Raw genomic sequence first — 13,266 nt, forward strand, 5'->3', positions numbered from 1 at the left:
CTTCGGATGGAGGCCGTGTGCCCTGGGCGGTGGATCGGAACTGTCGATGGAGCGGTGGCTGCGCTGTTTGCCGCCGGGATCGCGGCGCGGACAAAGGGGCCGGTCGTCCGGTGCCTGACAAGACGGGATCTGTTTCTTTCCCGCCTTGGCTCTGGATTACCTCCACGCGCACTCCTATCTCCTTGATATCAGGAATGTCAGGAATATCAGGGAGGTCACGATGCCCGAGCCTGCTGCGCACGCTGTCGAAAATCTGTTGATCGAGATCCTCGCTCCTGCCCGAGCCTCGTGTCGAGGGACCGTCATCTGCGACTGCTGTCGGCAACGCAAAGCGGCCAGCGAGTTCGACGACGATGGATGCGGGATCTGCCTCAGTTGCCTGGATTCCGACGAGATCCTTGTTGAACTGGAGACTGAGGTTCGAGGCAGCGGAGCCTCGTCTGACATTGATCGCCCCCGGGGCTAACCAGGCGACCGCAGCCTATCGCAGCCTAGCGAAGGTGACGTTCGTCTCGGAAGCCGCGTTGATGATGCCGATACACGGAAAGATCCAACGGGAAGGCGAGATTGTGCACCTGATCGCCCGGCAGCTCCCGCGACCAGCCGGCCCCTGAACCTGCGGAAAAGATCGCGTTTGTGCCGACGCGGCAAAAGCCTGCGCGACGGCACAGCAAGACCCGCACAGCGGGTCTAGTTCTCAGATGTTAAGTGGGCGATGAAGGCCCGGAGCTTCGCCGACTGTATCCGTGTCGTCAACGAACTCGCGGATGGAAACCACACGCGGCTGGCTCAACGATGAGCCGGAACACGTGATCGCGGCGACGCCGCAGTAACCCTTGCAGCCAGGAGTTCCTGGTCTTCTCCTGGCTGCCGTGATCGCCCTGGTCGCCGTGATGATCTGTCTCGGCCATGGCATTTTGGTCATGGAGAGAGGAATGATCATCCTCCATCTGCGAGATCTGGGGTGAGCTTTCGAGATGCATCGCGGCGCTGACGGCGGAAAAGCTGTCGCCAGCCAGTGAAATGATCATCACCGATGATCTGGCGGTTAGTTGGCTCGATCGGTCCCACCGTAGTAATCACCACTATTCTGGGCCTTCTGCGCGCCGGACGAGTGGTAGGACTCGGAACCGCGCGCGATTGAGCCTGTATATCCATACTGCTCCGCACCGGAGCGAGCGGTGTCGGACTGAGGGACGCGCTGGGCACCCTCGTAGTAAGTTCCTTCCTGGGCAAGCGCAGCGGTGCCCAGGCCGGCGACCGAGATAAGTGCTGCGACGATGCCGGAGATTGCTTTGTTCATAATGCGTGTTCCTTCAGAATTGACCGCGCCACGTGATTTGCGACCGTGGTTGACGGATCATTGGGTGTGTTGGATAGCCTGCGGTAACGGGGCTGCGCGGTCCACGGTCAGGTGGTGCGGTCAGCCACGCCAGCGACGTAAGGGGTCAGCGATTGTCGCGGGACTTACGGAATTCGGCATGCGGGTCCGTTACCGATACCGTGCCAAACCGCTTGTTGGTGCGCTCGACAGCACCGTTGTCAAGGACCCGGAACTTTACGTTTCGGTCCGACGTGGCGACTGCAGCATCACCGGGGCTGGCATGACCTTGGACAATCGCATCGACCTGGGATACGCCGGAGGCGAGGGGGCCGTTCGCCAATGCTGGACCGGCGACGGCTGCGAGAGCGACTGATATGATGATCAGCTTAGACTTCATGATCGTTTCCTCATTCAACAACTGCATGGCGCAGTGTGAGGAAGTTAGATCGGAGCTTTGTCAGCCACCTTTCGCCCAGTTTACATTTTTGTAAGGTGCAACCCGTTTGGAGAACACTATGGTAGGTCCAAGGACGCGCAGGCTGATGCTGGTGACCCACGTGGCGACATCTGTCGGGCTTCTGGGCGCGATCTCGGCGTTCCTGGTCCTTGCTATCACTGGCATCGCCACGTCAGACGCCGTCGTGACGATGGCAGTCTACCCTTCAATGGAAATCATCACGTGGATCGTCATCATCCCCCTGTTACTGGCTGCGCTGGCAATAGGAATAATCCAATCTCTCGCAACCCAATGGGGTTTGATCCGACATTGGTGGGTTGTCGCAAAGCTGATGGTCACCACTTTCGCCGGGGGCGTCCTCCTGTTGCAGCTAGAGGGCATCAGCCGTCTGGCGGATGCCCCGGACCTCGAAAATCCGGAGCTCTTCCACGTCCGACTTTCTACGGTGGTCCACGCTTCCGCTGGCCTGATCGTACTTCTCATCCCGCTTGCACTGTCGATCTACAAACCCCGGCGCCTCACGCCCTATGGCAAGCGAAAGCAGGAACAACGGCGACTGGAAGCTGGACCCGGGCCCGTTCCGTCGAGTCGAGATAGCCTCCTGCCGTAACAAAGTCCCAATCCTCAGGCTTCGGAATCCCGGCGGCGCCTGTCTTCCTCCCCCTCGTGTCCAGACCCGGAAACCCCATGAAAATCCTCCTCATTGAAGACGACGAGAAGACGGGCGGCTACGTCGTCAAAGGCCTGGCGTCCGCGGGCCATGTCGTCGATTGGGTTCGCGACGGGCGGGACGGACTGGCAGCCGGGCTTGATGCGTCCCATGACATCGTGGTCGTCGACCGGATGGTTCCGGCTCTGGATGGTCTCACCATCGTCAAGACTCTTCGCGCCGCCTCCGTCCGCACGCCCGTGCTGTTCCTCACCTCCATGAGCGGCGTGGACGACCGCGTGGAGGGTCTGGAGTCCGGTGGAGACGATTACCTCGTAAAGCCGTTCGCTTTTTCCGAGCTTACGGCCAGGATAAATGCTCTTGTCAGGCGTCCGCCAATAGCCACGGAGAAGACGAGGCTGCGCGTCGGCGATCTCGAGATGGACCTGGTCAAGCGAACGGCCGAGCGGGCGGGGACGCTCCTCGACCTGCTTCCCCGAGAGTTTTCGCTGCTCGAACTCCTGATGCGTAACGAGGGTAGGGTGCTTACCAAGACGATGCTTCTCGAAAGGATCTGGAACTTCAACTTCGATCCACAAAGCTCCGTCGTGGAGACGCATATCAGCAGGCTCCGGGCGAAGATCGACAAGCCTTTCGATTTTCCGCTCCTCCATACAGTCCGTAACATCGGCTACTCCCTGCATGCGCGGCGGTAGCTTCTTCAAGAGCACGGCGGTCCGACTCGCCATCATCTACAGTTCGCTGTTTGTCGTGTCCTATCTCGGAGCGAATGTCGTCGCATACCAGATGGTGCTGGCCTATCTGGACGACCGTCTCGATGCAGCCGTCATGGAGCGCTACCGCGAAATAGAGGCGACCTTCCGCGCCCGCGGGGTGTCCGGGGCGATCGACATGATCAACAGCCACGGTCCCGCCATCCGCGGCCAGGAGACGATATACACGCTCCGGGACAGGACGGGGGGCGTCATTGCCGGAAACGCGGCCATCAGCGGCGTGCCGAGCGGGTTCTCCGACCTTGCTCCGGATGACCAGCATGACGCATCGACGAGCTACAAGCTCTTCAGGGGTCAGCTCGGCGACAATGACCTGGTCGTCGGCATCAGCGAGGGAGATACCGATCAACTGGCGAGGATAGTTCTCGTAAGCTTCGGATGGACCACAGCCATCGTGTTCGCCGTGGGTCTCGGAGGGGCCGCAGTATTGAGATATCGTTCCCGCAACCGCATCTTCGCACTCTCGCAGACCGCCCACGCCATCGGTCATGGAGAGCTTTCCAAACGCTTGCCGGTATCGCCGCGGATGGATGAGATCGACGTGCTGTCGAGCGAGGTGAACGTGGCTTTGACACGGCTGGAAGCGAGCGTCATCGCGCTGAAGCAGGTGACGACAGACATTGCTCACGACCTCAAGACGCCTATCGGACGCACCTTCCTCGTCCTCGATGATGCTCTTCACCGGGAGGATATGGACGAAGTAAAAGGCGCTGTCGGCGCGGCACTCCAGGAGCTGGCTGCGATTGCCAGCACCTTCGACGCGCTTCTGCGGATTGCGCAGATCGAAGCAAGAAGCAGGACGGCGCACTTCAGATTGGTCGATTTCGGAGACCTCGTGCGCGACATCTACGAAATCTACGAGGTCACCGCGTCTGAAGAAGGTCACGAGCTCCATTTGAAGCTGGGGGACGGCGACTGCTGGATCAGTTGCGACCCGGACCTGATCAGGCAGATGCTGGCAAACCTGCTGGCGAACTCCATGCGTCACACTCCTGCCGGCACCCGCACATCCCTGGAACTATCGCCTCATGCCGGAGGGGTTGCTCTCAGCGTCAGCGACAACGGTCCGGGGATACCGGAGCCGGAGCGCAGGCGCGTGCTGGAACGCTTCTATCGTCTCGAAAAAAGCAGAACCACCGTCGGTTCAGGTCTTGGACTGAGCCTGGTGAAGGCTATCTGCGATCTGCACGATGCGCGGATTGAACTATCCGACAATTCCCCCGGCCTCAGAGTCCTGGTCACCTTCCCGGTGCCACGGCAAGGTACCTAGCTGTTGCCGGATTCACCGGTCGGTAGGAAGGTCCCGAAGCGCTCGAAATCGAACGGCGCTAGAGCAGTCACGGACGTGATTGTTGATAAACACTGCAGTGACTTTTCTGAGCGGCCTTCTCATCCGCCGTCAGAACGGCATGTTCGCCAGAATATTGCGGTCGATATGCTGGATATCGCGCTTTCCGCAGAGTGCCATGGTGATGTCGAGTTCCTTGCGGATGATCTCGAGCGTCGTGGTGACGCCTTGCTTGCCCATGGCGCCGAGGCCGTAGAGGAAGGGCCGGCCGATATAGGTGCCGCGGGCGCCGAGCGCCACCGCCTTCAGCACGTCCTGGCCGGAGCGGATGCCGCCGTCCATATGCACTTCGATCCGGTCGCCGACCGCTTCGACGATCCTCGGCAGCATGCTGATCGAGGACGGTGCGCCGTCGAGCTGGCGTCCGCCGTGGTTGGAGACGATGATCGCATCCGCCCCGGTGTCGGCCGCGGCGCGGGCATCCTCTTCGTCGAGGATACCCTTGATGATCATCTTGCCGCCCCAGAGGTCCTTGATCCAGCGGATATCGTCCCAGGAAAGACGCGGGTCGAACTGCTCCGCGGTCCAGGCGCCGAGCGAGGAGAGGTCCGAAACATTGCTCGCATGGCCGACGATATTGCCAAAGCCGCGGCGCTTGGTCCCAAGCATTTCCAGGCACCATCGCGGGCGCGTCGCGAGTTGCAGCGCCGCGTTGAGCGTCGGCTTCGGCGGAGCGGCGAGGCCGTTGCGCAGGTCCTTGTGGCGCTGGCCGAGGATCTGCAGGTCGGCGGTGACGACCAGCGCCGAGCATTTCGCCGCCTTGGCGCGGCCGATCAGCCGTTCGACGAAGCCCCGGTCCTTCATCACGTAGAGTTGGAACCAGAAGGGTTTGGTGGTGACCGAGGCGACGTCCTCGATCGAGCATATGCTCATGGTCGAGAGCGTGAAGGGCACGCCGAATTCTTCCGCGGCCTTGGCGGCCAGCATCTCGCCGTCGGCATGCTGCATGCCGGTCATGCCGGTTGGGGCCAGCGCCACGGGCATGGCCGCCTTTTCGCCGATCATCGTGGTTTCCAGCGTGCGGTTGGTCATGTCGACCAGCACGCGCTGACGCAGCTTGATCCTGGAGAAGTCTTCCTCGTTCGCCCGGTAGGTCCCCTCGGTCCAGGCGCCGCTGTCGGCATAGTCGAAGAACATTTTTGGCACCCGGCGCCGGGCCAGTTTTTTGAGGTCTGCGATGGTCAGCGGCTTGGACATCAGTGGAGTGGCTTTCGAAGGCGGGGAAGACGAGACGGGCAACGAACTAGCACAAATTTTCAGCGCCGGTCACTGGAAATGATCAGATCTACAGCGGTGCGTGCGCGCTTTCGCCGAACGAGGGTTACCGTTGTGGTAGTCGCCGTCGGCAGGTACGAGCGCTCGGAAATTTTACAAGGTTGCCAGAAAGCGCCTAACCGGCCGGAAGGGGTGGAATGCTCTCAGGCGGTCGGTCGATCCAGCTCGCCCTTCATCGCCTTGCCCGCCACATAGGTCTCGACCACGGTGCGGTCGTCGCCCATGGTCTGCAGCAGGAAGAGTTCCTCGGCCAGCGTGTTCACCGTTTCCATCCGCAGCCGCGTGGCCGGCGTCGGGGCGGCGTTCAGCACCACGAGGTCGGCATCTGTGCCGGGCTCCAGCGTGCCGATATTGTCTGCCATCGACAGCGCTTCCGCATTGCCCCTTGTCATCAGGTAGAAGCTTTCGAGCGGGTTCAGACGCTCGCCGAGGAGCTGCTGGATCTTGTAGGCCTCGTCCATGGTGCGCAGCATCGAATAGCTCGAACCGCCGCCGATATCGGTTGCGACCGCCACCCTGACCGGTTTTTCCCGCCGCATCAGCGATTTCATCGGGAAGAGGCCGGAGCCGAGGAAGAGGTTGGAGGTCGGGCAGTGGACGGCGACGGCGCCAGCCTCGGACAGCACGTCGGCTTCGCGGTCGGAGAGATGGATCGCGTGGCCGAGCAGGGTCCTGGGCCCGAGAAGGCCGTAATGGGCGTAGATGTCGGTATAGTCCCTGGCGTCCGGGTAGAGTTCGCCCGTGTAGCGGATCTCCTCGTGGTTTTCGGAGAGATGCGTCTGGATATGCAGGTCTGGAAACTCCTCCGCCAGCGCCTGGGTCGCCTTCATCTGGGCGGGCGTCGAGGTGATCGCGAAGCGCGGGGTGATGGCGACGTGGTTTCGGCCCTTGCCGTGCCAGTCGGCGATCACGGCTTTCGTTTCGTCATAACCCATCTGCGGCGTGTCGAGCAGGCCCTGCGGGGCGTTGCGGTCCATCATCACCTTGCCGCCGACCATGCACATGCCGCGCTTCAGCGCCTCGGCAAAAAAGGCGTCGGCCGAGGTCTTGTGCACGGAGCAATAGGCGACGGCGGTCGTCGTGCCGTGGCGCAGCAGTTCGTCGTAGAAATGGGTGGCGATGCGCGCCGCGTGCTCGCTTTCGACGAAGCGGCATTCCTCCGGAAATGTGTAGGTGTTCAGCCATTCGAGCAGATTGGCGGCATAGGAGGCGATCACCTGCATCTGCGGAAAATGCAGGTGCATGTCGATGAAGCCCGGCAGGATCAGGTGCGGACGGTGGTCGATCTCCTCGACGCCTTCGGGCGCGATCGCCTTCACCGTCCCATAACTTCCGGCAACCGAAATCTTGCCGTCCTCCACCAGCAGCCCGCCGTCGCTCTCATAGGCGTAACTGTCCGTGTCGGTGAGCGACAGCGGTGCGCGTTTGAAGGAGAGCAGCCGCCCGCGGATCAGCAACTTTGTCATTGGGATATCGCGCTTTCATACCATGCCACCAGCAGCTTGCGCTCCTCGGGCGAAATGGCGGTGACATTGCCCGGCGGCATGGCGTGGCTGCGGCCGGACTGGATGTAGATTTCCCGCGCATGGGCGGCAATTTCGGCATCCGTCTCCAGCCTGACGGATTTGGGGGTAAAATTGACGCCCTCGTAAACGGGTTCAGCCGCATGGCACATGGAACAGCGCGCCTGCACGACGTCCCTGGCTGCGCCGAAATGGGCGTTGGCCGCGAATTTCTGGGCAACCGGGGTCATCGAGGTCTCGGTTTCGCCGGTCAGCACTTTCGGCACGGTCGAGAGCCACATGATGACGATGAAGAGCAGTACCGTTACCAGCCAGGTCCAGGTCGGCTTGCCCTTGCGGGCATGGGTGGTGTTGAACCAGTGCCGGATTGTCACGCCCATCAGGAAGACGAGCGCGGCGATCACCCAGTTGAGATGGGTCGCGAACGCCAGCGGATAGTGGTTGGAGAGCATGAAGAAGATGACGGGCAGCGTCAGGTAGTTGTTGTGCAGCGAGCGCTGCTTGGCGATGGCGCCGTATTTCGGGTCGGGCGTGCGCCCGGCGATCAGGTCGGCGACGACGATCTTCTGGTTGGGGATGATGATGAAGAAGACGTTGGCGGACATGATCGTCGCGGTGAACGCGCCGAGATGCAGGAACGCGGCACGGCCGGAGAATACCTGCGTATATCCCCAGGCCATGACGATCAGCACCAGGAAGAGCAGGCCCATCAGGCCCCAGGTGTTTTTCCCGAGCGGCGACTTGCAGAGCAGGTCGTAGATGATCCAGCCGATCGACAGGGATGCGAGCGACATTGCGATCGCCTGCCAGGGCGCGAGGTCCATCACCGTGCGGTCGATCAGGAACAGGTCCGCGCCGCCGTAATAGACGATGCAGAGCATCAGGAAACCGGAAATCCAGGTGAAGTAGCTCTCGTATTTGAACCAGGTCAGGTGCTCGGGCATCTGCGCCGGTGCCACCAGGTATTTCTGGACGTGGTAGAAACCGCCGCCATGCACCTGCCATTCCTCGCCATAGACACCGGCGGGCATGTTCGGCCGCTTCGTCAGCCCGAGATCGAGCGCGATGAAATAGAACGACGAGCCGATCCAGGCGATCGCCGTGATGGCATGGAACCAGCGGGCGGCAAAACTCAGCCACTCCCAGGCGATGGCGTATTCGTACATTCAGTCTTCCCCTTTTTGCCCCCCGACTCGTCACTTTGGGGAAAAAAGCAGGCCAAGGGAAGAGGGGGAGCCGGGAACATTGCTGTCTGCCGATTGGAACCGTGGCCCGCCGCTTCCAGTTCACCCCCGCATGCTCTTAGATTACAATAGTAGGATATTCTCACTTGTGCATCGCAATAAATGAGGGTTGGGCCAGGTAACGCGACTCGCGTATTGTGACAATTGCAAGTCAGCCGGCGAAAGCTTGGTATTGCGTGCGGTTTGAGCCGGTGGTGGGGGCATTCATCAACGGAGACTAAGCACATGCGTGGTATTCTGACAGGTGTGATGATTGCATATGCGTCCTGCGTCTATGTTGGTTCGGCCAGTGCCCACGAGGCTCACAGTGCGAACGGCTCGACGTGGAAATACGATGGCTTTTGCTGCAATGGTGACAACCATACCGGCGACTGCCAGATGATCTCGACCAAAAACGTCAAGATCATCGAAGGTGGCTACGAGATCATCCTGGGGCCCGGCGATCATCGGCTGATCACCCGCCCGCATGACTTCAAGCTGCCGCAGAGCCAGGCGAGGCGGAGCAAGGACGAAGAATATCATCTTTGCCTCTACCCGACCGAAGATACGCTGCGCTGTTTCTACGCGCCGGATATGAGCTATTAGCCGCTGCCAGCGGCCAGGAGCGACATGTCGAGCCAGTTTTCCGTCCAGCAAAGCGGCGGATAGAAAACTGACTGCTAGTCCCGGAACGTCGGCATGGTTTTCCGCATGAAATCGCGGAAGGCGCGGATTTTCTTGGAGTTCCTGCGGCCTTCCGGGTAGACGAGCCAATAGTCGCTGCCGTCATAGCCGAGAATGTCGAAAGGCTGGACCAGCCGTCCGAGGGCGATATCGTCGGCATAAAATTCCCGCTGGAGGATTCCGACCCCCTGGCCGGCGATCGCGGCGGCGGCCTCGAAGGCCTGCGCACCGTACCTGCTTACCGGCCGGCCGGTGAGATCGACATTCGGCACGCCGGCTGCCGCGAACCAGAACGGCCACCACGGATCGCCGGGATCTATGATCCTGAGCTTCAGGATGTCCTCCGGCGTCTTCACGCCGCCGATCGTGGCGGCCAGATCCGGGCTCAGCATCGGCGTGAAATGATTGCGCATCAGAAAATGCCGGCGCAGGCCCGGCCATTCGCCCTTGCCGCTGCGGATTGCGATATCCGCCTGCGCCCGCGAAAAATCGATCATCTCCTGCGATGTCTCCAGCCTGACGGCAATGCCCGGATTTTCGAGCTGGAACGTGCCCAGATGGCGCGCCAGCCAGCGCGAGGCAAAAGTCGCCGTCGAATGGATGATCAGCGTGCCCTCCGATGCATCGTGCAGGGTGGAGAGCGCCTCGCCCATGATCGCAAATGCTTCCGCGATCCTCGGGGCCAGCCGTTCTCCCGCCTCCGTCAACGAAACCTGCCTCGGACGGCGCAGGAAGAGCTGTTCGCCGAGCGTATCCTCCAGCAGCTTGATCTGGTAGCTCACCGCCGTCTGGGTAAGCCCGAGTTCCTCGCCAGCCCGGGTGAAGCTCATCAGCCGGGCAGCAGCTTCGAACACCCGCAAGGCATTCAGCGGGAACTGTTTCGACATCTTCATGGATGAGTTCTCTTGATCCGTACAGACGGTAATTCGATTGGATTACCGAGATTTTCCGGCGCAATCTACCTCCACAATCATCAAATGAAAACGGGGTATCCCCGTTGGAGGCAAGAGATGTTTTCCATCCTCACCCGGCCGTTCGAGCAGTTCCTGCCGAGGTTCGGCATTATCGATGCCATCCGCCGCCGGCTGGCGGTCCGCCGCAACAATCTCGATCTCGAAGAAATGCCGCAATCATGGCAGCGCGACCTCGGCCTGCTCGACGGCCGCGACAGGCGCGGTCCGCAGGACGAGGGCGCCTTTCGCGCGACCAGGCTCATTCAGTCGCAGCGCAATCTTTGAGCGCGCAGCCCACGAGGTCTGCCTGCTTGACGGGACGCCATCCGCGGGCTTCTATCCGGTGCAGGCCGATCGGGCCTGCTTCGACTTTAAGGGATGTGGAATGACAGCTCGGCCTTTGGAGCTCGACGATCATATAGCCGAGCTCCTGCAGGCGAGGACCTCCGCCCTCATGCGGCAGTCCCGGGCGGACATGGAAGCTCTCCTCGGCAGAGAGTTTACCTATATCAACGCGCACGGCGAGGTCTGCGACCGTTGCCAGTATCTGGATCGGTATTGCTCTGGAAACGGCCCGCGCTTCCTGAAGCAGGAGATGGAGATAGTGCGGATCATCGCGCGCGATCACGCCGTCGCGGTCCTGCTCGACTGCCGGGAAGAAATCGAGTTTGCGGGCGAGCAATCGAACAGCCTCCAACGGGCGCTCTACATCTTCCGAAAACAGGCGGACCGCTGGCTCTGGTGTGAAGGGCAAGCCACCGAGCTCAGGTCGCCGGTTGTTTAGCACCGATTGTCCCCGTGGCCGCGAGGTCTTGGGCAAGGGCCGACTGGATCCAGGTCGCAAAGGCCGTAATCTTCGCCGCATTTCGCCGCGCCGGCGCGTAACACAGCCAATAGGTCTTGCCCTCGCCGACACAGACGTCGAAAGGCTGGAGGAGACGGCCGGATGCCAGATCTTCCCGGAATAGAAACGGGCTCAGCATTGCCACGCCATGGCCGGACATGGCGGCCCTTGCTTCCAGGTCGAGCGCGCCGAGAGCGTTCAGGCTGGTGTGCCTGATCTGCCTGGAGTCGATTTTGGTGATCTCAAACCATTCGTGCCACCCGTCACGGGTGTCGGTGATCCAAGGCAGTTTCAAAAGATCGGAAGGCTGCCGTATGCCACCCACGCTTTCCGCCAGTTGCGGAGACAGCATGGGCGCATAGTTGAGCCGAAAGAGAGGATGGCTGATCAACCCCTCGGAGGGCCCGGCGCTGATACGGATCGTGATATCGGCCGAGCTATGGTGGTGGTCGTTATCCATCTGGCGCAGCAGGCGGACCTCGATTTGCGGGTGCAGGGCCTTGAAAATGTGGAGATGCGGCGACAGCCATTGCGCAGCAAACGATGGCGGGGAGTGGATTTCCAGCGTTTCCTCGACACCGTGCCGCGTCGATTGCACCGCCTCCGTCAGCAGGGTGAAAGCCTCCGCCACCTTCGGAAGCAGCTTTTCACCCGTTTCGGTGAGTTTCAGCGCCCGTGGGCGACGCAGGAAAACGGTGTCGCCGAGAAACTCCTCCAGGAGCTTGATCTGGTAGGTCACCGCCGTCTGGGTCATGCCGAGTTCTTCGGCCGCTCGGGTGAAGTTTTCCAGGCGTGCGACGGCCTCGAAGACCCGAAGTGCATTCAGCGGAAACCGGCGTGATAATTTCATCGATAAGTTCTCTTGATCGCGACCGACTGTATTTGAATTGGAATTCCCCGGCAATCGGCCTCATTGATGGTTGCAACCAAACAATCTCTTCCTGTCGATGTGGAGCAACCATGCTGTCCGCAAGCGCCGATGCCATGCCTTTGAAACCCTCCCGTCCGGTCCTGGCGTGGCGGCAGGTGCGCCGCTTCTTCCGCCGCCTCGTGCGACCCGGTAACCGGCACATTCCGGCGCTGCCGGACGACCTGCGCAGTGATCTCGCGCTCCCGGAAGCCGGGCCGCGAAGCCGCGAGGCGGCATTCTGGGACGGAAAACGCCGCTCAGGCGCTCGGGACCTGCCGCTTTGAGGTCCGCGCCTGCCGGGCGGCGTAGGTTTCCAGCAGTTCGGCGGCGACGAGTGCCGCGATCACGGCCGGGCGCTTGTCCCAGACTGTCGTGCCGCCGATCGGCAGCACGAGACGGGGCAGCATGTCATCACCGCCGCCCTCTCGCTTCAGCCAGCTGGCGAAGGTGGCGCGTTTGGTCAGCGAGCCGATCATGCCGACATAGGCGAGGTCGGTACGCGCCAGGGCGCGCTGGGCGATCAGGAAATCCAGCGCATGGTCATGAGTGAGGATGATCGCCGCCCCGCCGGCAGGGATCTTTTCGACGAAGGCTTCAGGCATGGCGGTCAGATGCTTTGTCGCATCCTCGGGCAGGTCTTCCAATGCCTCGGCGCGGGTCTCGACGACGGTCACCGCAAAGGGCAGGGGAGCCAGCGCCCTGGCGAGCGCCTGGCCGACATGGCCCGATCCGAACAGGGTCACCGCCGGCCGCTCATCCTCCTCGTCGCGCAGGCGCCGTTCCAGCGTCTCGGCAAGCTCCGGCGTCAGCGGCCGGAATGCAAGCTGGGTATGGCCGCCGCAGCACTGGCCGATCTCCGGGCCGAGCGGAATGTCCATCACCGCCTCGCCACCGCCCGACAGCATCGCCCGGGCATTGTCGATCGCCATATATTCGAACTGCCCCCCACCGATCGTCCCCCAGATCGACGTGTCGGACACCAGCATGAAGGTGCCGGCCTCGCGGGGGGTGGAGCCTTTCGCCTCGTGGATTTCGACGAGGATTAGGGCCGGGTGGCTAGCGATGAAGGCAGTCAGGGAGAGGTCGCGCACTAGGCACCCCCCTCTGTCCTGCCGGACATCTCCCCCTCAAGGGGGGAGATCGGTAAGACGTGATGTCTTGCCCCGCCCTCAGCCTCATCTGCGACGTGAGCGACTTCCCCCGAGAGGGAGTGGGGCCGCGCCACATCCGATCTCCCCCCTTGAGGGGGAGATGCCCGGCAGGGCAGAGGGGGGTAGCAACA

General features: G+C 61.7%; 16 protein-coding genes and 1 pseudogene. 8 read left to right on the forward strand and 9 right to left on the reverse strand.

Translation table 11 applies throughout. The features are described 5' to 3' along the window. Positions 1–18: 18 nt before the first annotated feature. Positions 19–166 (forward strand): annotated as a pseudogene (locus ACZ9EJ_RS04140) (damage-inducible mutagenesis protein); the annotation flags it as partial. A 586-nt stretch (positions 167–752) separates the two neighbouring features. Here the strand turns inward: ACZ9EJ_RS04140 and ACZ9EJ_RS04145 are convergent. The 3 genes from ACZ9EJ_RS04145 to ACZ9EJ_RS04155 all read right to left on the reverse strand — a co-directional run bounded on the left by ACZ9EJ_RS04145 (position 753) and on the right by ACZ9EJ_RS04155 (position 1,721). After that, the gene (locus ACZ9EJ_RS04145; protein ID WP_046638917.1) at positions 753–1,031 is read right to left on the reverse strand and encodes a hypothetical protein; all 279 of its coding nucleotides are present in this window, start codon (positions 1,029–1,031) and stop codon (positions 753–755) included. A gap of 17 nt (positions 1,032–1,048) precedes the next feature. Beyond that, on the reverse strand, positions 1,049–1,303 hold the full coding sequence (locus tag ACZ9EJ_RS04150) for a hypothetical protein (RefSeq protein WP_046638918.1): 255 nt from the start codon (positions 1,301–1,303) through the stop codon (positions 1,049–1,051). A 145-nt stretch (positions 1,304–1,448) separates the two neighbouring features. Next, positions 1,449–1,721, reverse strand: a complete 273-nt coding sequence (locus ACZ9EJ_RS04155) for a hypothetical protein (protein ID WP_251089496.1) — start codon at positions 1,719–1,721, stop codon at positions 1,449–1,451. Positions 1,722–1,866: 145 nt separating this feature from the next. Between ACZ9EJ_RS04155 and ACZ9EJ_RS04160 the strand changes: the two genes are divergently transcribed. The 3 genes from ACZ9EJ_RS04160 (at position 1,867) to ACZ9EJ_RS04170 (ending at position 4,494) form a co-directional block, all read left to right on the forward strand. Next, a complete protein-coding gene (locus ACZ9EJ_RS04160) occupies positions 1,867–2,391 on the forward strand; it encodes a hypothetical protein (RefSeq protein WP_251089495.1) in 525 nt (174 codons plus the stop codon). A 77-nt stretch (positions 2,392–2,468) separates the two neighbouring features. Continuing rightward, positions 2,469–3,146 carry a winged helix-turn-helix domain-containing protein gene (locus tag ACZ9EJ_RS04165; RefSeq protein WP_046631385.1) on the forward strand — a complete coding sequence of 226 codons (678 nt, stop codon included), beginning with the start codon at positions 2,469–2,471 and terminating at the stop codon, positions 3,144–3,146. Next, entirely contained in the window at positions 3,133–4,494 is a 1,362-nt protein-coding gene (locus tag ACZ9EJ_RS04170) for a sensor histidine kinase (protein ID WP_046638921.1), read from the forward strand. Before ACZ9EJ_RS04165 ends, ACZ9EJ_RS04170 begins: the two co-directional genes overlap by 14 nt. A gap of 129 nt (positions 4,495–4,623) precedes the next feature. Here ACZ9EJ_RS04170 and ACZ9EJ_RS04175 read toward each other — a convergent pair whose 3' ends face one another. The 3 genes from ACZ9EJ_RS04175 to puuD all read right to left on the reverse strand — a co-directional run bounded on the left by ACZ9EJ_RS04175 (position 4,624) and on the right by puuD (position 8,536). Continuing rightward, the gene (locus ACZ9EJ_RS04175) at positions 4,624–5,769 is read right to left on the reverse strand and encodes an alpha-hydroxy acid oxidase (protein ID WP_046638922.1); all 1,146 of its coding nucleotides are present in this window, start codon (positions 5,767–5,769) and stop codon (positions 4,624–4,626) included. 221 nt (positions 5,770–5,990) lie between these two features. Further along, entirely contained in the window at positions 5,991–7,313 is a 1,323-nt protein-coding gene (guaD, locus tag ACZ9EJ_RS04180; RefSeq protein WP_046638923.1) for a guanine deaminase, read from the reverse strand. Then, on the reverse strand, positions 7,310–8,536 hold the full coding sequence (gene puuD, locus ACZ9EJ_RS04185) for a urate hydroxylase PuuD (RefSeq protein ID WP_046638924.1): 1,227 nt from the start codon (positions 8,534–8,536) through the stop codon (positions 7,310–7,312). Before puuD ends, guaD begins: the two co-directional genes overlap by 4 nt. Positions 8,537–8,839: 303 nt before the next feature. Here puuD and ACZ9EJ_RS04190 point away from each other — a divergent pair, with 303 nt between their 5' ends. After that, positions 8,840–9,199 (forward strand): hypothetical protein, encoded by a 360-nt coding sequence (locus tag ACZ9EJ_RS04190; RefSeq protein WP_046631340.1) that lies wholly within the window; start codon positions 8,840–8,842, stop codon positions 9,197–9,199. Positions 9,200–9,273: 74 nt separating this feature from the next. Here ACZ9EJ_RS04190 and ACZ9EJ_RS04195 read toward each other — a convergent pair whose 3' ends face one another. Beyond that, positions 9,274–10,170, reverse strand: a complete 897-nt coding sequence (locus ACZ9EJ_RS04195; RefSeq protein ID WP_046638925.1) for a LysR substrate-binding domain-containing protein — start codon at positions 10,168–10,170, stop codon at positions 9,274–9,276. 117 nt (positions 10,171–10,287) lie between these two features. Between ACZ9EJ_RS04195 and ACZ9EJ_RS04200 the strand changes: the two genes are divergently transcribed. After that, positions 10,288–10,515 (forward strand): hypothetical protein, encoded by a 228-nt coding sequence (locus ACZ9EJ_RS04200; RefSeq protein ID WP_046638926.1) that lies wholly within the window; start codon positions 10,288–10,290, stop codon positions 10,513–10,515. Positions 10,516–10,705: 190 nt separating this feature from the next. Then, positions 10,706–11,014, forward strand: coding sequence for a nuclear transport factor 2 family protein (locus ACZ9EJ_RS04205; protein WP_251090842.1), 309 nt, complete (start codon positions 10,706–10,708; stop codon positions 11,012–11,014). On the opposite strand, the gene ACZ9EJ_RS04210 is transcribed toward ACZ9EJ_RS04205, so the two are convergent. Further along, a complete protein-coding gene (locus ACZ9EJ_RS04210) occupies positions 10,995–11,978 on the reverse strand; it encodes a LysR substrate-binding domain-containing protein (protein WP_476098729.1) in 984 nt (327 codons plus the stop codon). The genes ACZ9EJ_RS04205 and ACZ9EJ_RS04210 overlap by 20 nt on opposite strands. A gap of 56 nt (positions 11,979–12,034) precedes the next feature. Here ACZ9EJ_RS04210 and ACZ9EJ_RS04215 point away from each other — a divergent pair, with 56 nt between their 5' ends. Continuing rightward, complete coding sequence (locus ACZ9EJ_RS04215; protein ID WP_046638929.1) at positions 12,035–12,268, forward strand: hypothetical protein; 234 nt, start codon at positions 12,035–12,037, stop codon at positions 12,266–12,268. On the opposite strand, the gene xdhC is transcribed toward ACZ9EJ_RS04215, so the two are convergent. Continuing rightward, positions 12,242–13,075: a xanthine dehydrogenase accessory protein XdhC gene (gene xdhC / locus ACZ9EJ_RS04220; protein WP_046638930.1), complete on the reverse strand. Its 834-nt coding sequence runs from the start codon at positions 13,073–13,075 to the stop codon at positions 12,242–12,244. The genes ACZ9EJ_RS04215 and xdhC overlap by 27 nt on opposite strands. Positions 13,076–13,266: the final 191 nt, after the last annotated feature.

It is taken from the genome of Neorhizobium sp. USDA 3394, from assembly GCF_056280385.1.

What these genes read in the sequence shown, in the direction of transcription:
- ACZ9EJ_RS04215 (WP_046638929.1), top strand. Translation starts at nt 12,035, where the DNA reads ATGCTGTCCGCAAGCGCCGATGCCATGCCTTTGAAACCCTCCCGTCCG.
- ACZ9EJ_RS04200 (WP_046638926.1), top strand. Translation starts at nt 10,288, where the DNA reads ATGTTTTCCATCCTCACCCGGCCGTTCGAGCAGTTCCTGCCGAGGTTC.
- ACZ9EJ_RS04145 (WP_046638917.1), bottom strand. Translation starts at nt 1,031, where the DNA reads ATGATCATTTCACTGGCTGGCGACAGCTTTTCCGCCGTCAGCGCCGCG.
- guaD (WP_046638923.1), bottom strand. Translation starts at nt 7,313, where the DNA reads ATGACAAAGTTGCTGATCCGCGGGCGGCTGCTCTCCTTCAAACGCGCA.
- ACZ9EJ_RS04195 (WP_046638925.1), bottom strand. Translation starts at nt 10,170, where the DNA reads ATGAAGATGTCGAAACAGTTCCCGCTGAATGCCTTGCGGGTGTTCGAA.
- ACZ9EJ_RS04175 (WP_046638922.1), bottom strand. Translation starts at nt 5,769, where the DNA reads ATGTCCAAGCCGCTGACCATCGCAGACCTCAAAAAACTGGCCCGGCGC.
- ACZ9EJ_RS04170 (WP_046638921.1), top strand. Translation starts at nt 3,133, where the DNA reads ATGCGCGGCGGTAGCTTCTTCAAGAGCACGGCGGTCCGACTCGCCATC.
- ACZ9EJ_RS04205 (WP_251090842.1), top strand. Translation starts at nt 10,706, where the DNA reads ATGGAAGCTCTCCTCGGCAGAGAGTTTACCTATATCAACGCGCACGGC.
- ACZ9EJ_RS04150 (WP_046638918.1), bottom strand. Translation starts at nt 1,303, where the DNA reads ATGAACAAAGCAATCTCCGGCATCGTCGCAGCACTTATCTCGGTCGCC.
- ACZ9EJ_RS04165 (WP_046631385.1), top strand. Translation starts at nt 2,469, where the DNA reads ATGAAAATCCTCCTCATTGAAGACGACGAGAAGACGGGCGGCTACGTC.
- puuD (WP_046638924.1), bottom strand. Translation starts at nt 8,536, where the DNA reads ATGTACGAATACGCCATCGCCTGGGAGTGGCTGAGTTTTGCCGCCCGC.
- ACZ9EJ_RS04190 (WP_046631340.1), top strand. Translation starts at nt 8,840, where the DNA reads ATGCGTGGTATTCTGACAGGTGTGATGATTGCATATGCGTCCTGCGTC.
- ACZ9EJ_RS04160 (WP_251089495.1), top strand. Translation starts at nt 1,867, where the DNA reads ATGCTGGTGACCCACGTGGCGACATCTGTCGGGCTTCTGGGCGCGATC.
- ACZ9EJ_RS04155 (WP_251089496.1), bottom strand. Translation starts at nt 1,721, where the DNA reads ATGAAGTCTAAGCTGATCATCATATCAGTCGCTCTCGCAGCCGTCGCC.